Source organism: Victivallis sp. Marseille-Q1083 (genome assembly GCF_903645315.1).
In the GTDB taxonomy this organism is placed as follows: domain Bacteria; phylum Verrucomicrobiota; class Lentisphaeria; order Victivallales; family Victivallaceae; genus UMGS1518.
Genome location: NZ_CAHJXL010000001.1, coordinates 880899 through 895725, shown reverse-complemented (window position 1 = coordinate 895725; position 14827 = coordinate 880899). Strand labels below are relative to the sequence as shown.

Sequence of the window (14827 nt, the reverse complement as noted above, 5' to 3'; positions counted from 1 at the left end):
ATTCGGCGGTGGCGGCTATAATGACGATTTCCCGGAGGCCGGCGAAAGTCAGCCGCGAAATTACGGAGTTCCCTGTCTTGAAAAAATGTTGATCAATCGAATCTTTCACCTGTCGATCGGCTGGCTGCTGAATTCGCTGGCCTATTCGATCATCTACCCGTTTCTGCCGTTGTATCTGCACCAGTACCACGGCATCGACATGAAACTGGTCGGCCTGAGCTTTCCCTGCATGGCGGTCGGGGCGATGATCGGCCGCCGTTCGCCGGCATGCTGGTCGACCGTCTCGGCCGCCGCAGGGTGCTGATCGGCGGCACTTCCTGGCGCGGCGGCATTTTCGTCGTCCTGGCCCTGATGGCGTGGCAGGACGCGCCGTTCTGGCTGTTTGCGGCGGTTTTGTTCATCAATTCGGCCGGAACGGCATGTTGTTCTGGGGCCTGGTCACTTTGCCGGGCGTCTGCGCCGCCGCCGGGTTTGCTCTGCTGGGGTGGCGCCGACGGCGGCCCGGTTGCTACGTCAGTCTGCCGAAGCGTCCGGCGGCAGGTTCCGGTTCGCCGGAATGAGCGTCAGCGCCGCCAGGCTGGCGGCCAGGCGGGTCAGGTTTACGGCGGTATTGGAGAGCGCATTTTCCAACGGTTCCGCGCCGGTCGAGATGCTGAACGCGCCGGCGAACGGCGCCGGAGTGTGGTTGAACGGCTCTTTCAACGCACCGGAAATCAACAACGTCGGTTTGCCGAATTTGGCCGCGTGGGCGGCGACGACGCTCGGCAGTTTGCCATGTCCGGTCTGCCGGTCGGAACAGCCTTCGCCGGTGATGACCAGGTCCGTGGCAGCGGCATACCGGTCGAAATCGGTCAATTGCAGCATCAGTTCGGCTCCCGAAGCCGACCGGGCTCGGCAAAGCGTCCGCAGAGTGAAGCCGACTCCGCCGGCCGCACCGTCGCCGGGAGCGTCCGCCCGGTCGGCCAGTCCCTGCCGGACCAGCAGAGCGGCGTAGCTGTGCAGCGCCTTTTCCAATTGTTCTACCGCGGCATTGTCGGCGCCTTTCTGGGGGCCGTACAACCGGGCGGCTCCCTCCGGCCCGCACAACGGCGCGGTGACATCGCCGGCGATCAGCAGTTCGGCATTTTCCAAAGCCGGATGGCGGCGGGAAGGATCGACCCGGTGAATGGCTCCCAGCATGCTGCCGGTGGCCGGCTGCGGCAGCAGCCAGTTCTGCCGGTCGTAAAAGCGGAAACCGAGCGCCTGGGCCAGGCCGACGCCGCCGTCGACGGTGGCGCTGCCGCCGAGGCCGATCATGATTTTCCGGTAACCGCGATCGAGCAGACTGGCAATTTGTTCGCCGACGCCGAAGGTGGTGGTGTGCAGCGGATTGCGCCGTTCCGCCGTCAACAGTTCCAGGCCGGCGCAACTGGCCAGTTCGACCAGTGCGGTGACGCCGTCCGGCAGCAGCAGTACCGCGGCATCGCGCTTCTGGCCGTCCGGCCCGGTTGCCGGCAATTCCAGCCGGGTCGCGCCGGGAATCCGGCCGGCGGCGTCAAGCGTCCCTTCGCCGCCGTCCGCCAGCGGCAATTCGATGATTTCGGCGGTCGGGCTGGTTTGCCGCCAGCCGGCGGCGAGCGCCGCGGCGACCTGGCGGGCGGACAGGGCGTTTTTGTAGGAGTCCGGCGCGATGAGCAGTTTCATGAAATCATTCCTGAAAAATCGAAGTTAAAGTTGCAGGTCCGGCAAGCCGAGTTCCGGTTCGTAATCGGCGGACGGCGGCGGTTCCCGGCGGCGAAGCGAACGGGTTTCCCGGCGTTCCCGGATTTCCAGTTGCCGTAATTTGCCGAATTCACGGTACAGCAGCCAGAGGGTGACGGCGCCGGCGCTGGCATCGGCGATCGGCGCCGTCAGCCAGATGCCGTTCAGCCCGAGGAAGTGCGGCAGAATCAGCACCAGCGAGATAAAGCAGAAGACATTGCGGAACAATGTCAGCCAGATGGTATTGCGCGGCCGGCCGGTCGCCTGGAAAAAGTTGGACCCGATGCCGAAGATCGGCCACAGCGGCAGCAGCAGCACGAACAGCCGCAGTCCGTGCGTCGCCAGTTGTACCACCGCCGGATCGTCTTTGCTGAACAACGCGACGAGCGGAGCGGTGAAGATCATCACCGGCAGATAGAGTACCGACGTGGAGGCGATGCTCAATAGAAAGGCGCCTTTCAGCGTGTCGGCTACCCGGCGGAACTGCCGGGCGCCGTAGTTGAAGCCGACAATCGGCTGGTAGCCCATGATGACGCCGAAAGTCGGGATCATCATCAGCATGATGACGGTTGAGACGATGGTCATCGCGGCAACCGCCTGGGTGCCGCCGTGGGCGCGCAGCGACTGGTTGATCAGGGCGTTGATGACCGAGATGATGCTCTGCAGGATCAGCGGCGACAGGCCGATGGCCGCCATCGCCTTGACCAGCGGCCAGTCGATGCGCAGGTTGCGCAGCCGCAGCGTCAGCAGCCGGAACGGGCTGAGCGTGAAATGCCAGAACATCAGCAGGGTGGACAGCAGCTTGGAAATCCCGGTCGCCCAGGCCGCGCCGGCGATGCCCCAGTCCAGAACGAAAATGAAAAGATAGTCGAGCACGATATTGGCAAGGCAACCGGCGGCGATGTTCCACATCGAGAATTTCGGACTGCCTTCGGCCCGGATCAGGTTGCTGACGCCCAGCGACAGGAAATCGGGCGCCATGAACCACAACAGCACGTTCATGTAGGCGGCCGCGTAGGGATAGGTCGCTTCGTCGGCGCCGAACCAGTACAGCAACGGCTTCAGAAAAAGAAAACCGAGCGCGGTGGTCAGCACCCCGCCGATCAGGAAAATCATGATTACATTGCCGAGAATGCGTTCGGCGGCCGGTTGATCGTTTTCCCCGAGCCGCAGCGAAACCAGCGTGCCGCCGCCGATGCCGAACATCAGTCCGACGGCGATGCAGATCATGAACAGATAGAAGGTGATGCCGACGCCGGCGAACGCTTCGGTGCCGAGCGCGGTGCTGATGAAAATGCGGTCGACCACGTTGTAGGTGGTGAACATGAAATTGCTGATGGCGGCCGGAATGCTGAATTTCAACAATAATTTGAAAATGGAATCGTGACCGAGTTCTTCGGTGGTCTGGATTGCTGCTGTCGTCATAACTACCCTGGCTTGGCTGTTTATCGAAATCGAATAATATAACGTTGCCGCCGTCGAAATCAAACCTTCCGCGGTGGATTCGGCTGGGAATTTTTCATCCGGCGCTTGACTGGCGGAGGATCGGCCCTTATGTTTCCATGACCGGCGACGGAACGGCGCAAAACAAGCAGGATGCGGAAATTTGGAGTGCAGTTGCCCGAATTGAAAGGTCCCGGCCGGGAATGATTTTTCAAACTTATCGCCGGCCTTTTGCTTTTTCGGCGTGTCAAGATATATTACTTTTCAATGGGATAAAAAATTGACAATTCAGTTCATTGCGAGGAGGAAAATACCATGGCTGGATCGGAAGAATTTGGCGGCATGAAGAATTTCACGCCGCGGGCGCGGCACGTTCTGGTGTTGGCCCAGAAGGAGGCGGAACGATTTAATCATGACGCAGTGGGCTCGGAGCATCTGCTGTTGGGATTGCTGGTGCTCGGCGAGGGCGTGGCGGTCTCGGTGCTGAAGGCGATGGGACTCAACCTCGACAAGCTGCGCATCGAAGTGGAAAAGGTTTGCGGAGTCGGCGGACCGACGAAAACTGCCGGCCTGATTCCTTTCACCCCGCAGCTGAAGCGGATTTTGATCCTGGCGGCGACCGAAGCGCGGGCGATGAATTACAATTTCATCGGGACGGAGCATCTGCTGCTGGCTCTGCTGCGGGACGGCGAAAGTTCGGCGGCGCGGATTCTGGCCAATTTGAAGCTGGATGTCGACAAGGTGCGCCAGGAAGTGATCCGGGCGCTGGATGCCGACTACGTCCCGGAATCCGACGAGCAGCCGGAGGCGAATGCCGGCGCCGGCGAGTCGGGCGGCGACAATCAGGAATTGCCGGCCCTGAATTCGTTCGGCCGGAATCTGACCGACATGGCGGCGCGCGGCGAACTGGACCCGGTCATCGGCCGGCAGGACGAGATCGAGCGGGTGATCCAGGTGCTGTGCCGGCGAACGAAAAACAATCCGGTATTGATCGGTGAAGCCGGTGTCGGCAAGACGGCGATTCTCGAAGGGTTGGCCGAGGCGATCGCGGCGCATCATGTGCCGGAAATTCTGGCCGACAAGAAAATTTATGCGCTGGATCTGCCGCTGATGGTGGCCGGCACCAAATACCGCGGCCAGTTCGAGGAGCGGATCAAAGCGGTCATCGACGAGGTGCGCAACTCCAGGAAAGTGATTCTCTTCATCGACGAACTGCATACCATCGTCGGCGCCGGCGGCGCCGAAGGGGCGATGGATGCCGCCAATATCATCAAACCGGCGCTGTCGCGCGGCGAACTGCAGTGCGTCGGCGCCACGACGATGGATGAATACCGCAAAGGCATTGAAAAAGATGCGGCGCTGGAGCGGCGTTTCCAGCCGATTATCGTCAATCCGCCGTCGGTTGAGGATGCGATCAAGATTCTGATGGGATTGCGGCCGACTTATGAGGCGCACCATCATGTCAAATATACCGACGACGCCATCATCACGGCGGTGAAACTGGCCGACCGCTACATTTCCGGCCGTTTCCTGCCGGACAAGGCGATCGACGTCATGGATGAGGCCGGGGCGCGGGCGCGGATTGCCAATGTGACGCCGCCGCCGGATACCACTGAGCTGGAAACCGCCATCGAGGCGGCCCGCAAGGCGAAGGAGGAGGCGATTGCCGACCAGCATTTCGAAGATGCGGCGGAGTGCCGCGATCGCGAGCGGCGGTTGAAGCAGGAGCTGGAAGCATTGCTGGAAGCGCACCGCGAAGCCTGCGATCAGAAGGTGCCGTTGATCACCCGCCGGGAGATTGCCGAGGTGCTGGCCAAGCTGACCGGCGTGCCGGTGCAGCAGATGGAGGAGGGGGAATCGCAGAAACTGTTGCGCATGGAGGATGAATTGCGCAAAGTGGTGGTCGGCCAGGATGAAGCGGTGGCGGTCATCTCCCGGGCGCTGCGCCGTTCGCGGGCCGATTTGAAAAATCCGGCCCGGCCGATCGGGTCGTTCATCTTCCTCGGTCCGACCGGCGTCGGCAAGACTTTGCTGGCCAAGGCGCTGGCGGAGTTCATGTTCGGCGATTCCGAAGCGTTGATCCAGGTGGATATGTCCGAATATATGGAAAAATTCAATGTCAGCCGGCTGATCGGTTCGCCGCCTGGTTATGTCGGCCACGGCGAGGGCGGCGAATTGACCGAGCGGGTGCGGCGTCGGCCCTATTCGGTGGTGCTGTTCGACGAAATCGAGAAAGCCCATCCGGATGTCATGCACATGCTGTTGCAGATTCTTGAGGAGGGTAAAATTACCGACACGCTGGGCCGGCGGATCGATTTCCGCAATACGATTATCATCATGACCAGCAATGTCGGAGCCGAACTGTTGGTGAAGGGCAATAAGTCGCTCGGCTTCGGCGGCGATGTTTCCGGCGGCGAGGACAAGGCCCGGGAACGGCTGATGGAGCTGGCCCGCAAATTCTTCAAGCCGGAATTTCTGAACCGGGTGGACGACGTGATCATTTTCCGCAAGCTGGAAAAGAAGGATTTGATTTCGATCGTCGACATCGAATTGGAAAAGGTCAAGGAACGGCTGTCCGGCCGCAATTTGAAACTGAAACTGGACGACGACGTCAAGGAGTTCCTGATCCAGAAAGGCTATGAGCCGGAATATGGCGCCCGTCCGCTGCGCCGTTCGGTGGAGCGTTATCTGGAAGATCCGCTGGCCGAGGAGATTCTCAAGGGGCGTTTCACCGAATCGAACGGCATCCAGGTGACGTTGGACAATCAGAAATTGCTGTTCTTCCCGCTGGCGGCGGATGAGCCGCTGTTCCGGGAGGGGAGTGAACCGGCGTCGCCGGCCGGGGAGAAAAAGCCGCGGGCCAGGCGCAGCGGGACCCGGCGGAAACCGGCCGGCGGTGACGCGAAGGAATGAGACGGACCGTGGCGGAGAACGACGAATATTTCGAGGTGTATGACCCGGCCGGCAACGTCGTCGGCCGGGCGTTGCGGCGCGATTGTCACGGCCATCCGGAATTGCGGCATCGCACCAGCCATGTCGCGGTATTTCATCCGGACGGCCGGCTGCTGCTGCAGAAACGGGCGGGGACGAAGGACATTCAGCCGGGCAAATGGGATACCGCAGTCGGAGGGCATTTGCGGCCCGGCGAAGATTATGAGGCCGGCGCCCGCCGCGAAATGCACGAAGAGCTGGGAATCGCCGCCGATCTGCCGTTGTTCCGCTTGTTCGAGCTGACCATCGCCAATCCGGTGGAGACCGAGGAGGTCGGCGTGTTCGGTTTGGTTTATGCCGGGCCGTTCGAAGCGCAGGCGGAGGAGATCGACGAACTGAGGTTCTGGACGCGGGAAGAGCTGCTTGATCCGGCCAACCGGCAGCGGATGACGCCGAATCTGCTTGAGGAATTGAAATTGTTGTTCGAATGGGCGAACTGGCCGCCCGTTCCGGCGGATGCCGATGGCGAATTGCCGCCGGAGGAGGGGAGCGCGCCGCCGGAAGAGGCGTTTTCGTTCCGGCGGACGGCCTGGCGGCGTTTCTGGAGCGATCCGGTCGCCCGGATCGGGGTCGCCGGAATTTTGCTCCTTTTCGTGCCGTCGCTGCTGGCGCCGTTTCTGGTCAACGGCCGGCCGTTGCTGTTGCGGACGTCGGAGGGCTGGAGTATGCCTTTCCTGCGTTATTTTTTTGCGCCGGATACGACTGAAGTGTTGATCGAGCAGTTGTTCAACTATGCCTTGCTGCTGATTCCTCTGCTGCTGGCGGTCCGCCGGCTGAGCCGGCGGCGGCCGAAACGGCGGTGGTGGCTGTCGGCGGCGGTGGCGCTGTTGTGCCTGGCGCCGTTTGTCTGGACGAAACCGGTGATGGACAAGACCGATTTTCGGGCCGTGCTGGCGGCGGACCCGGCGAATTGGGCGTTGTTCGCGCCAGTGCCGTACAGCCCTTATGAACTGGTGGCGTCGCCCTATGAAAAGCCTTCGGCCAAACACTGGATGGGAACCGACGATATCGGCCGCGACGTCACCGCCCGGATGCTGTACGGCGGCCGGGTGTCGCTGGCGGTCGGCATTCTGGCGACGGTGGTGGCGCTGGTGATCGGTACGGCGCTGGGGTTGTGTACCGGTTATTTCGGCGGCAAATTCGACCTGGTGACGATGCGGATGGTGGAAATCATCATCTGCTTTCCGACTTTTCTGCTGCTGCTGATCCTGATGGCGATCTTTCGCGACTGGAAGTTCGAACAATCGATTCTGATCATCATCGGCGTCCTCGGGTTGACCGGCTGGATCGGACTGTGCCAGCTGGTGCGCGGCGAGGTGCTCAAGCACCGGACTTTGCCCTATATCCGCAGTTGCGAGGCGATCGGGCTGCCGGTCTGGCGGACGATGCTGTTCCATCTGCTGCCGAATGTTTCCGGCCCGATTCTGATCTCCTTTTCTTTTGCGGTGGCCGGGGCGATCCTGTCGGAGAGCAGTTTGAGTTTCCTCGGCTTCGGCGTTCAGCCGCCGACCGCGAGCTGGGGCGGTTTGTTGCGCCAGGCGTTCAACGATCCGTTCGCCTACTGGCATTTGACCCTGTGGCCGGGGCTGGCGTTGTTCATTGCCGTTTCCGCCTTCAACTTCACCGGGGAAGGCATGCGGAAAATTTTTGACCCGAAGGCGTAAACAACTACGCCGGTCGGCGGTTTTTTTATTGAAAAAAAACAATTTTATAATTGGATAATTCGGCGACTTGCATTATTTAAATAAAATGACAAAAGCACGATATCGGTAACGAAGAGGCGGGAAAATGACGAAATTCGGCAATGGGCGGCTGCGTGACGTGGCGGCTTTGGCCGGAGTTTCGCCGAGTACGGCTTCAAAAGTATTGAGCTGCCGGTTGGGCAATGCCCGCATCGCGTCGCAAACCCGGGATCGGATTCTGGCGGCGGCGCGGGAATTGAATTACGTGCCCAATGTCCATGCCCGTCGGCTGTTTCGCCAGCATAGCGGGGTGATCGGCCTGGTGGTGCCTTCCTACCGCCGGCTGGGAAGCCGGCTGTTCGACGATCGTCATCTGGTCGGTATTCTCGCCGGGATGGAAGTCGGACTGACGCGGGGCGATTGTGATTTGCTGCTGCTGTTCAACGATGAGAATTTTCGCCGCCGGAGGCGGTTTATCAGCCTGTTTCAAGAACACAATATCGACGGCCTGCTGATCTGGGGCGTTTACGGGGACGAGCAGGAATGGACGGAGTTGGCGGCGGCGCAATTTCCCTATCTGTTCCTCACCAATCTGCCGGGGGACCGGAAGCAGTGGAATTATATCGGCAGCGATTTTGCCGGAGATGCCGGCCGCCTGCTGGCGGTTTGGCTGGCGCAGGGCTGTCGCCGGTTCGGCTGGTTGGGCGGCAAGCCGGAAATTTCGCCGACCCGCTGGCAGGAGGAGGGCATGGCCCGGACCCTGGCGGCGGCCGGTATTGACTTTGCCGCGGTGCCGAAGTTTTACGGCGATTATCAGCCGGCGGCCGGCTACGCGAATATGAGCCGGTTGTTGGAAACCGGGATGGCGCTGGATGCCGTCATCGCGGCCGATACCAACATTGCGGTCGGGGCGTTGCGTTGCCTGCGGGAACGCAATCGGCAGCTGCCGGTGTCGGCGCTGGACGGCCTCGACGCGGATGCGGCCGAATACGGCATTTGCTGTGTGGTTCCGGATGACGAGCAGATCGGTGAACTGGCGGTGGGGCAGTTGCTGGCGCTGGTGGAGGGGCGAAGCGAAAACGTGCAGATGAAATTGCCGGGCCGGCTGCGGCTGGAGAAGTGAAGGGACGACCTGTTTTTATATTTCAATCGTTAAACGTAGGAGAAGAGAAGGATGCAGAATCGTTTTGTCGTGTCGGCGCTGTTTGGTGGATTGCTGGCCGGAATGGCTTCCGGAGCCTATGCGGACAGTTGGTTGTTGTCGGAGGTGCCGAGAAAGCATATTATGCAGGAGTGGGGCATAGCGTGGAGCAACCGGTCGGTGGAAGGCAACCCGTTGAAAGTCGGCGGAGTGACCTACGAGAATGGGATCGGTACCCATGCGGCCGGTTTCATCGGTTTGCAGCTGGATGGCCGGGCGAACCGCATTTCCGGCCTGGTCGGCGTCGATGATGAGGTCGGTTCCGGTTCCGGTTCGGTTATTTTCCGGATTGTCAATGGCGATGATGGCCGGGTGCTGTGGCAATCCCGGTTGCTGAAAAGCGGCATGGCGGCGGAGCCTTTCGACGTAACGCTGGCCGGGGTGAACAAGCTGGAACTGGTGACCGCCGACGGTGGCGACGGCAACGGTTACGACCATGCCGATTGGCTGGAGGTCAAGATTGATTACGACGGCGCGGCGCCGGTGGCCCTGGCGGACCAGACGGTGGTGACGACGGACCATCTGCAGTGGATGTTGAAAGGAACTCCCGGCGGCGGGTTGCTGCAGTGGGGCCTGGAAGGGCAGATGCAGGACAACGGCATCAAAATGATCGACGCGCTGGTCACTTTTCCGCCGCGCTACAGCGAGGGCTTCATACTGCCGTCGAATCTGAAGGTTGCCCAGGCGGACGGTTCCTACAATCTGTCGCTGCAGTTTCAGTCGCAGGAAATCGAGAATGTATCCGACGACGTCGTGCGGCAGACCTATCACCTGGTCGATCCGAAATATCCGGTGGCGGTCGATTTGATCGTCACCGCCTATCAGCGGGAAGATGTGCTGGAATCGGTGGTGGCGATCACCAACCGCGGCGACCGGCCGATCGAAGTGATGGACCGCGACTCGGTTTTTGTCGCCTTTCCGGCTCGGGAGGCTTATCTGACCAATTTCAACGGCACCTGGGGCGCGGAATTGACCGGCTGGAGCGAGGACAAGGTGCCGCGCGGCATCGTCGAGCACCATCATTTCGGCCTGGATCAGACTGCCTGGCCGGATTATCCGGGGATGTTCCTGAGTTTCGGGCAGCCGGCCGAAGAGGACAGTGGCGATGTTTTTGCCGCCGCGATCGCCTGGAGCGGCAATTGGCAGTACAAGGTGACCCGTCTGCCGGACGACCGTATTTTCTTCAGCGGCGGGGCGGTGGCCGACCCGATCAAACTGGCCCCTGGTGAAAGTTGCCGGACGCCGCGGGTGATCATGACTTATTCCACTGCCGGAAAAGGCCAGGCGTCGCGCAATCTGCACCGTTTTGCCCGCCGTTACGGCATCATGAATGGCGAAAAGGAACGCCCGGTGGTGCTGAACAGTTGGGAAGGCGTCTATTTCACTTTCGACGAGAAGAAGCTGATCGATATGATGGATGGCGCGGCGGCGCTCGGCGCCGAAATGTTCGTGCTGGATGACGGCTGGTTCGGCAACGAACATCCGCGCAACAATGACAAAGCCGGCCTGGGCGATTGGCAGGTCAACAAATCCAAATTGCCGGGCGGGCTGGAAAAGTTGATCGAGGAGGCGCACCAGCGCGGTCTGCAGTTCGGGCTGTGGGTGGAGCCGGAAATGGTCAATCCGGCCAGCAATCTTTATGAGGCGCACCCGGACTGGGTGATGCGGATTCCGAACCGGGAGACCTATAGCGGACGCAACCAATATCTGCTGGATATGAGCAAGCCGGAAGTCGAGGAGTTCATCTATCGGGCTGTCAGCGATATTCTGAAGGCGCATCCGGGCATCAAATACATCAAATGGGATCACAACATGCCCGGTCTCAACGGCGGCGCCGCTCATCTCGGCGACAACCAGGGCGCGTTGTCCGACAAGCACAATCAGGCTTATTACCGGATCATGGAACGGTTGCGGCGGGATTTCCCGGATGTCATGTTCCAGTTGTGTTCTTCCGGCGGCGGCCGCATCGATTACGGCGCGATGAAATACAGCGATGAATTTTGGACCAGCGACGAAACCAACGCCATCAAACGGATTCCGATTCAGTGGGGTGTCAGTCATTTCTTTCCGTCCAATGCCATGGCTTCGCACATTGGCCGTTACGGGGAAGGGGACTTCAAATTGCGGGCCGATGTGTCGATGACCGGCCGGTTGGGAATCGAACTGGATCCGGAGGTGCTCTCGGAGGCCGATCATGAAGTGGTCAAGCGCGGCATCGCCGCCTATAAGGAATTGCGCGGTTTTCTGCACAGTGCGGACTTGTATCGCGGTCGTTCGCCGTTCGATTCGCAGACCACTGAGCTGACCTTCGTCGGGCCGGATAAAAAGGAAGCGGTCTTTTTCGCGTTCAAGCGTGACAGCGGAGCCAGGACGGAAACGCTGGTGATGAAGGGGTTGGATCCGAACGGGACGTATCGTTTGACGGAGGTCAATCCGGACGACGAACCGCGTTTCACGCCCGGCGTATTTTCCGGCCGGGAACTGATGGAAAAAGGCATCGCCTTCCGTTTCCCGGAAAAACCGTCCAGTGCGGTGGTGAAATTGCTGGCGGAATAAGGTTGTTTCGTTTTTTTCATAAATTCCTAAAATAGCTCAAGGTCGTTTGAGCCGCAGCGCAGGCCAGTTCACTCCTGCGCCGGCGGAGAAACGCCGGCCGCTCCGATAAAACCGGAGCGGCCGGAATTGCAAGCCGAATCCGAGTGGTAACGAAACGGGCTGAGCAGGTACGGAACGAATCAGCAGTAAATCGGGCCGGGAAGAGTTTGTTGACGACAACGTCTTTCCCGGTCCGATCTTTGTTGCGGTAAGACGCCGTAAAAGATCAGGCTAGATATCATATTCGTTCTGGACGCATTTGTGGGTGTGATTGCACACGCCGCAGCCGGTGCAGAAATGCAGCTTCAGGTCTTTGGGCCGGATTTTTTCCACGGCATTGCCGGAGTCGCGCGCTCCTCGGGCGAATTCATCGCAGAGCACGTCGGAGTTGCCGCCGCTGCGCGGCGTGGAGGAGATGATCAATACATTCTTCCTATTCAGGCCTTTCATGGGATTCACTCTTTATTTCAAATATTCGGAAAAAAACTCATTCAACTTGTCGAACGGAATCAGCCCGGTGCGGTCGTAGAGATCGACATGTCCGGCGTTCGGGACGATGTAAAGCTCCTTCGGCTCGAAGGCGCGTTGATAAGCGTCCTCGCTGAATTCGCGGGAGTGGGCGTTTGCCCCGGTAATAAAAAGCAGCGGGCGTGGCGAGATCAGGTCGAGGTCGTTGAACGGGTAGAAGTTCATGAACTTGACCATACCGGTCAGCGTCGGATGGGTGGTCAGCAGCGGTGAGGAGCCTTCCGGGGTGACTTCGCCGCGCGGCGTGCGGTAGAACTCGAAAAATTCAATCTCGACCGGATTGGATTTTTCGGTGAGCTCGTGAATTGTGCCGCTGGTATATTTCTTTTCTCCCCCGGCGAACTCCGCATCGCGCTGTAATGCGGCTTCCGCGATGAACTGCTTCCGCTGTTCCAGCGTCTGCGACTTTTTCAGCGCATACCGGGCCGCGTCGCCCATGTTGTACATGCTGACGGTGGCAATCGCTTTCAATCTCGGGTCGATCTTGGCGGCGCTGATTGCGAAGCTGCCGCTGCCGCAGATGCCGATCACGCCGATTTTATCCTTTTCCACCAACGGCAGCGTCCGCAGATAATCCGCCGCCGCGCTGAAGGTCTCCGCATACAGTTCCACGGAAACGGCATTGCGCGGATTGCCTTCGCTGCCGCCCCAGAAGGCGAGGTCGACCGCCAGTGTGACGAAACCGTATTCCGCCATCTTCATCGCATAGAGGTTGGCGCTCTGCTCCTTGACCGCCCCCATCGGATGCCCGACGATGATCGCCGGAAGTTTTTCGCCGTCTTTCAAACTTTTCGGCACGATGAGGTTTCCGGCCATCTTCATCCCGTATTGGTTGTTGAACGCGACTTCCTTCGCCGTCACTTTGTCGCTCTGGTAAAAGTTGTCGGCGTCGGCGGGGATGCCTGCCGCCAACGCGGCGCCGGCGATTCCGGCGATTCCGAGTGCTGTCGTGATGATTTTTTTCATGATATTATTTCCTTTCAGCGATAAGATTTTCTGAGAATTTCCACACAACCGGCATGGTCGAGTTCACTGGGATTGGCGTGAAAGAGTCTGCCCATCGTTTCCCGGCTCCGAAAAGGAAGCGGGTCGGCACGTACATGTTGAAACTCATTATTTTTTCTCCTATTATGAAAAAGTCAAGAGACTGACTCTTTCTTTGTTTGTATTTTTCCTGTTATTTGTTGTTATTTGCGAAACTCCGCCTCAAAGGGCAGAGGACTTCCATCTGTAAATATTTTTACAGTCTTCCAATTAAAGATTATCTTCTGGTTGCGGTTCGGGCAAAAATCGGACACTATTATTGACGACAACTCTTGAATGAATTCAAGGTTTCGCATTTTGCTGTTCCACTCTGAAATAGCACTCGCAAACTGTTTTACATGATCCCCTCGGATCAAGGAGCAAACGAACGACGTGCTAAAAAGAACCGAATTTCACAGTCACAGCAAACAGAATCTCCGAAACTACTTAAATCTTATTCACTTGCGGATACCATGTAATCACGTTCCTGGAGCCACACGGCCCGAAGCGCATAGAGCAATTTCTTGCCGATGATCGAAATAGCCCGTTGTGGACTGGCCCCCTTATGAAGCAAGGCTCCATATCTGGCCCGAATCTCCAGATTGTACGACACCGACCTCCACGCCGACTGGATCAGGATGGCATGCAGTTGCTTTTTCTTGCGATTCCCGGCGGATTTGACGGCCTCGTGTTCGCCGCTGCCGACCAACCTCGGTGCGAATCCCACATACGAGCTCAGCGAATCCTTGTCTTCAAAGCGCAGCAAGTCCCACAATTCGGCCTGCAGCATCACCGCCGTATGAAACCCGACGCCAGGTATACTCTGTAGATGCTTCTGTACTTTGTCGCGCTTCAAACGCTTCAGACACCGCCGTTCATCGCGGATCACATGCAGTTTCTCTTCTCTGAGAAAACGCAGTTCCCGCAACATGCTCTGCAAGGCATAATCGTAACGCTTTGCCGCGTCCGCATACATCATTTTCAAAGAACTTCCAGACCAACTTCCAAACTTCAACCCCATAAAATTCAGGTGTCCTTTGATCCGGTTTTTGACCCTGGTTATATTGCCGGTCAGTTTCGTTTCACGTCTGACCAGGTTTCTCAATTCCAAATTATCTTCAGGCGGAATATAGATCCCTTCCAATGTCCGGTTCTCCAGTTCCCGCGCCAATTTTCGGCTGTCCACCGCATCGTTCTTGCGGTCGCGCTCCTTGCCGCTGGTCGGCACGTCCGCCGGGTTGATTACGATATTCTCAATCCCGAGCTCACACAATCGCCGGTGCGCCCAGAATCCGCTGAATCCTGCCTCGTAAACGCTCCGGTACTCGGCGCCCGGATAGTTCATCTTCAGATACTTCGCCAACATCTCAGGGCTCGGATTCATGCTGAACTTGTCCAGTTCACGGTGGCAATGCCGCAAATTCACCACCCAACTTTCCTTGTGCACATCAATTCCGACAAATATCACTTGACCTTCGAACGATACCGTGCTACATTTTCTCATGGCTGATGTCTCCTTTTGTGATGTTTTAACTGTCTGCATGACTCTGTCCGTCAGAGCCGATGTCTTATTTTACAGTATCACATCTTTGAGAATCAGCCTCTTTCATTTCATAACCGCTAC

The 14827-nt window shown here is 58.8% G+C and carries 11 protein-coding genes; 6 read left to right on the top strand and 5 right to left on the bottom strand.

Annotated features, from left to right (window positions below; genetic code table 11):
* Positions 1-85: 85 nt before the first annotated feature.
* Both HWX74_RS03535 and HWX74_RS03530 read left to right on the top strand, forming a co-directional pair.
* Complete coding sequence (locus tag HWX74_RS03535) at positions 86-304, top strand: hypothetical protein (protein ID WP_176012227.1); 219 nt, start codon at positions 86-88, stop codon at positions 302-304.
* Positions 305-356: 52 nt separating this feature from the next.
* The gene (locus HWX74_RS03530; RefSeq protein ID WP_176012226.1) at positions 357-560 is read left to right on the top strand and encodes a hypothetical protein; all 204 of its coding nucleotides are present in this window, start codon (positions 357-359) and stop codon (positions 558-560) included.
* On the opposite strand, the gene HWX74_RS03525 is transcribed toward HWX74_RS03530, so the two are convergent.
* Both HWX74_RS03525 and HWX74_RS03520 read right to left on the bottom strand, forming a co-directional pair.
* On the bottom strand, positions 514-1683 hold the full coding sequence (locus tag HWX74_RS03525) for a glycerate kinase (protein WP_176012225.1): 1170 nt from the start codon (positions 1681-1683) through the stop codon (positions 514-516). The two genes, HWX74_RS03530 and HWX74_RS03525, sit on opposite strands and share 47 nt — an antisense overlap.
* 24 nt (positions 1684-1707) lie before the next feature.
* Complete coding sequence (locus tag HWX74_RS03520) at positions 1708-3165, bottom strand: MATE family efflux transporter (protein ID WP_176012224.1); 1458 nt, start codon at positions 3163-3165, stop codon at positions 1708-1710.
* Positions 3166-3498: 333 nt separating this feature from the next.
* Between HWX74_RS03520 and HWX74_RS03515 the strand changes: the two genes are divergently transcribed.
* From HWX74_RS03515 to HWX74_RS03500, 4 genes are all read left to right on the top strand, one after another.
* Positions 3499-6096: an ATP-dependent Clp protease ATP-binding subunit gene (locus HWX74_RS03515; protein WP_217704839.1), complete on the top strand. Its 2598-nt coding sequence runs from the start codon at positions 3499-3501 to the stop codon at positions 6094-6096.
* Entirely contained in the window at positions 6093-7838 is a 1746-nt protein-coding gene (locus HWX74_RS03510; RefSeq protein ID WP_176012223.1) for an ABC transporter permease subunit, read from the top strand. The genes HWX74_RS03515 and HWX74_RS03510 overlap by 4 nt, the downstream gene beginning before the upstream one ends.
* Before the next feature lie 124 nt (positions 7839-7962).
* Complete coding sequence (locus HWX74_RS03505; RefSeq protein WP_176012222.1) at positions 7963-8979, top strand: LacI family DNA-binding transcriptional regulator; 1017 nt, start codon at positions 7963-7965, stop codon at positions 8977-8979.
* A gap of 51 nt (positions 8980-9030) precedes the next feature.
* Positions 9031-11613 carry an alpha-galactosidase gene (locus HWX74_RS03500; RefSeq protein WP_176012221.1) on the top strand — a complete coding sequence of 861 codons (2583 nt, stop codon included), beginning with the start codon at positions 9031-9033 and terminating at the stop codon, positions 11611-11613.
* 270 nt (positions 11614-11883) lie between these two features.
* Here the strand turns inward: HWX74_RS03500 and HWX74_RS03495 are convergent, their stop codons facing one another.
* The 3 genes from HWX74_RS03495 to HWX74_RS03485 form a co-directional block, all read right to left on the bottom strand.
* Positions 11884-12102, bottom strand: a complete 219-nt coding sequence (locus HWX74_RS03495) for a flavodoxin family protein (protein ID WP_176012220.1) — start codon at positions 12100-12102, stop codon at positions 11884-11886.
* Between the two features lie 12 nt (positions 12103-12114).
* On the bottom strand, positions 12115-13146 hold the full coding sequence (locus HWX74_RS03490; RefSeq protein ID WP_176012219.1) for an alpha/beta hydrolase: 1032 nt from the start codon (positions 13144-13146) through the stop codon (positions 12115-12117).
* A gap of 511 nt (positions 13147-13657) precedes the next feature.
* Positions 13658-14707 carry an IS110 family transposase gene (locus HWX74_RS03485; protein ID WP_176011898.1) on the bottom strand — a complete coding sequence of 350 codons (1050 nt, stop codon included), beginning with the start codon at positions 14705-14707 and terminating at the stop codon, positions 13658-13660.
* Positions 14708-14827 lie beyond the last annotated feature (120 nt).

Bases quoted from the DNA above. Each gene is read 5' to 3' on its own strand.
- HWX74_RS03520 (WP_176012224.1), bottom strand. From the start codon at position 3,165: ATGACGACAGCAGCAATCCAGACCACCGAAGAACTCGGTCACGATTCC.
- HWX74_RS03490 (WP_176012219.1), bottom strand. From the start codon at position 13,146: ATGAAAAAAATCATCACGACAGCACTCGGAATCGCCGGAATCGCCGGC.
- HWX74_RS03510 (WP_176012223.1), top strand. From the start codon at position 6,093: ATGAGACGGACCGTGGCGGAGAACGACGAATATTTCGAGGTGTATGAC.
- HWX74_RS03525 (WP_176012225.1), bottom strand. From the start codon at position 1,683: ATGAAACTGCTCATCGCGCCGGACTCCTACAAAAACGCCCTGTCCGCC.
- HWX74_RS03505 (WP_176012222.1), top strand. From the start codon at position 7,963: ATGACGAAATTCGGCAATGGGCGGCTGCGTGACGTGGCGGCTTTGGCC.
- HWX74_RS03535 (WP_176012227.1), top strand. From the start codon at position 86: ATGTTGATCAATCGAATCTTTCACCTGTCGATCGGCTGGCTGCTGAAT.
- HWX74_RS03515 (WP_217704839.1), top strand. From the start codon at position 3,499: ATGGCTGGATCGGAAGAATTTGGCGGCATGAAGAATTTCACGCCGCGG.
- HWX74_RS03485 (WP_176011898.1), bottom strand. From the start codon at position 14,707: ATGAGAAAATGTAGCACGGTATCGTTCGAAGGTCAAGTGATATTTGTC.
- HWX74_RS03500 (WP_176012221.1), top strand. From the start codon at position 9,031: ATGCAGAATCGTTTTGTCGTGTCGGCGCTGTTTGGTGGATTGCTGGCC.
- HWX74_RS03495 (WP_176012220.1), bottom strand. From the start codon at position 12,102: ATGAAAGGCCTGAATAGGAAGAATGTATTGATCATCTCCTCCACGCCG.